The organism is Paenibacillus sp. MAEPY2 (assembly GCF_000499205.1).
GTDB classification, from domain to species: Bacteria; Bacillota; Bacilli; order Paenibacillales; family Paenibacillaceae; genus Paenibacillus; species Paenibacillus vandeheii.
Map to the genome: position 1 here is coordinate 1 of NZ_AWUK01000089.1, position 3,895 is coordinate 3,895.

General features: G+C 50.8%; 1 protein-coding gene. It reads right to left on the reverse strand.

The window, feature by feature from the left end; translation table 11 throughout:
• A partial coding sequence (locus P364_RS36520; RefSeq protein WP_024634469.1) for an SDR family NAD(P)-dependent oxidoreductase occupies positions 1-3,895 on the reverse strand: 3,895 nt, incomplete at both ends.

The following is a 3,895-nucleotide window of genomic DNA, read 5'->3' on the forward strand; positions in this document are numbered from 1 at the left end:
CACAGGCTTGATGAACAGCCGCCAGCCCCGAAGAGCAAGCGGTATTAATCGCCATATTCGGGCCATTCAGGTCCAGCAGATACGCTAACCGGGCGGCCAAAATGGCATTGTGATTCGACGTAAGCGGTCCGTCCAGGCAGACAAACTGTAAATATTCATTATTCTCCACCCCGACAAACATGCCGACTCGTCCGGAGGAAAGCTGTCTTTTGCCATAAGCGGCATCCTCAAGCGCTCTCCAGGACTCCTGTAACAGCAGCCGCTGACGCGGGTCCATGCTCTCGGCTTCGCGTGGAGAGATTTCGAAGAAGCGGGGATCAAACTCCCGTACCCCTGGCACAAGACCGCATTTCCAAGATTCACGCCCATTACGGGTGGAAAATCGATCCTCCGGTGCGCCTTTTATCGCTTCCTGACCCTGACTGATCATGGACCACATCTCGTCTACATCACGCGCTTCGGGGAACCGTCCGCTAATGCCAATAATGGCAACAGGCTCCGTGAATTGATCCCTTTGGTTCTGGTTCTGACTAGGTGAAGTTGAGCGAAGCTCGGATGCAGCGAAGGATTTGCCGCCAATCCATCTTCCGGAACGTCCCGATCGGTAACCTCGGTCCGCGGCATCGGATTTCTTCTCGGTCACGGCCTTCCTTTCTTCGTACATGCCAATTAAAACATCCCGATGCTCGTTTTCCAGATATTCAGCCAATCCCTTCAGTGTAGAATGTCCAAAGAAAATGGATGGTGTCAGTTCCGCTCCGTAATGACGGCTCAACCGTGCTGCATACTCCGTCAAGTTGATGGAATCAAACCCAAACTCCGCGAGATTGGCTTGAGGGTCCAATTCTTCATGAGGTATCTTTAACAGCTCGCTTGCTATTTCTCCTAACTCCCATTGTGCGCACTCAGCTACCGTTTTGCCACGCAGCTCCACACGGAGTTCCACCGCAGGGGTTGCCTCGTTCAAGACCGGATTCCCAACCTCATACGAAGTCTGAGATGCGCTAGCCGGCTCATCAGGTGTGAATTCAACACCCAGAAAACGATGTATGCGTTCCGGGTCCCCTGCCATAACCAGTTGGTGAGCGTATGGTTCATTTAACATTTTTTGAAATAGGGCCACCCCTTCATCTTTTTCCAGAAAACGTTGACCGCTCGTTTTGAGATACATGGACGAAGCATTCTTTTCACCCATGCCCATTCCGCCCTCTCTCCAAAGCGGCCAGTTAATGGATACCGTGTGAATAGGGCCGGTGCGATGCTGCTCTTGGGCATAGGCCATCTGGAATCGATTCGCCACAGCATAATCACAAGAACCGAAGTCTCCCAAAATAGCCGATGAAGAAGAGAAATAACTGCGGAACTCCAGCGGTTCGTTACTCAGCGCTTGGTCCAATGCCAATGTTCCCCGAATTTTGGGATCAAGCACACGTTCAAAATCAGCTGCTGATTTATCCAGCACACTTACCCGGCTTTCAATCCCGGCGGCGTGGATCAGTCCGTGAATGGTACCGAATTTGCTTTTGACTGCCCGTACCGCTTCTTCGACTTGTTCCAGTACGGCAACATCAGCCTGAACATACATGGCCTGACTTCCCGCTTCGATCAATTCATCAAGCCTATGCTGCTTTACGGAATCCAGAGAAGATCGGCCCATCAAAACCAGATTTACACCCAGCGGAGCCCATGCTCTGGCAAAAGCGAGGCCAATTCCTCCCAATCCGCCCGTAATCAAAAATGTCTTTCCTGGCAACACGTATTCAGTCCCCTGTTTGTAGTGCTCGACGGATGAGATTGGTCTGATACGGCTTATTTTGCGCTGATGATTCTCATACCGTACACTGCATCGCTGGTTCGACCTTAATTCCTGCCACAGCCGTTCACTCCACCATTTCCAGTTCACTTCGTTTATGGATTCCACATCGCTGCTGAGCACCTGTAATTTCGTATGGGGCATAACAAGCCCCAGGGAACGTTCAAAACCGATCCATGCATCCAGGTAACACCGCTCAATCCCTGTTCTGTATTCACCTGCGAGCAAAATTCGCCCAGGCTTGATCTTCTCTGCTGCCAATGCTTGAAGCAAAAGTAAAATCGGCTTTGTGTCCCGCAGCAGCAGTGGTTCCTCCAGTGCCTGCATGTATAGTACAGTATCCACGTTCCCATATTGCTGTCTGATCTCCTGAAGCGCTCCCCTGTACTTCGCAAGATGAACGGTATCCGTCTCTTGTCCCCACAGTGCCGGATCGATGAAGACCAACCGGATATCAGGACTGTGCTGCTTCATTAGTGAAACAAATGCTTCCTGATTCTCCTGATTGGAAAGAATACATAACAGGGTCTGCGCTTTCTCTTCATGATGAAGTCCAGGCTCCGATTGCTCCCATATTTCCTCAAAAGCCATCAGAAGGGTATCATCAGCGATTTTGTGTTCTTTCTCCATTCTCTTCAGGCCCTCCGGCTTCTCCCTTTTCGCCTGATCCTTCTGGACCTGCAAACCCGCGATGTGGGCAACCACCTGTTCCTCCTCATCACAGAACGTAACGTCCAGCCCGGAGCCAGACTCCCTAACCCATATCCAGATCGGCTGCTGCAAGCGGTTTGCCGTAAACTCCATGGATTCCATGGAGAGCCAGGTATGGCTTTCACTCTGTACCTCATATATACTCGACTCGCCTACCTCACTTGCTGGCATGGCCTTGGGAGGATAATCTGCTGCCCTTACCCGTCTTGTCTCAAAGATGTTAGCCGCCAGTGATACCACTTCAGTCAGCGACTTCGGAGTATAAAACAAAATCCGATCCTGATCATGGCTTTCAGCTGAGAGCTTTATTAACACTTCATTTTCGCTGGTATAACAACAGACAATGGATGGTCCTGTATGTTCTGAAGATAGGTTCGCAGTCTCCAGACGTGTACATCTATCAATAATGGACCGCATGTCCATAGATGGATTCACGATTTTGTCCAGTGGTTCATACTCAATATGGCCCCTGCTCCATAACTCTTCATCGCCCTCAGCTTGTTCACTGAATATTTCATAGATCAAAGATTGATCCGATTCTGGAATAATCACCACATGAACCTCCAGCGCCTGCTCTGTCACCACAACTGGATTGACCCATTGATGGTTGGTCAGCTTCATCTGGACCAGAGCCTGGTTCATCTCGCCCGCTCCCGTTAACGCATATTGGGCAGCAGCCCGGACCATCTCCAAGTGGGCTGAATCCGGCAGACATTTGTAACCCGATTCCATATGGTCATGTAACAGCGGATCTTCCTGTGCAAAAATAGAGCTATACCGCTGCTCGCGCAGCGTTGACGTATTCCGGTGTACAAGCGGATGGAGCTTAGCTGTATGAACCTGCTCATTCAACCGGCTTGCTCCAGGTGATGACTGGATCACCCAGTATTCTTCTTGGGCAAACGGATATGAAGGCAAATGAATGCGTTCAGGAGCAGCCTCGCCGTACATGTTCATCCAATCCAATGTGTAACCTTGACAGTATAAATCCGCCAGCACATGAAGAATGTCACGGTATGCGCCGGTTCCGGTCGCTTGAGTTCCATGCTGAAGTTGATGCAAAAGCTCATGACCGTGTTCCCGAACAATGCGCTGTTCAACGAACTCCCTGCCCACTGTCCCGCGAAACATCTTCCCGTTATTTTCTTTCGTACCGAACTGTTTCCAGACATGCACAGCATCCGCCCGGGACTGCACAACCACCGCACAACGGTGACGGAAATGCTGTCGTCCCTCCAGCAGCGTGTAGCTGATTGCCGCCAGATCCGGCTTCTCTTCCCGCTCCAGTACGGTGATCATATCCTCCACCTTGCGCTGTAGTGCCTCTTCTGTTTTGGCTGACAGTGCCAGTAAATAATAAGGTGCCGTATA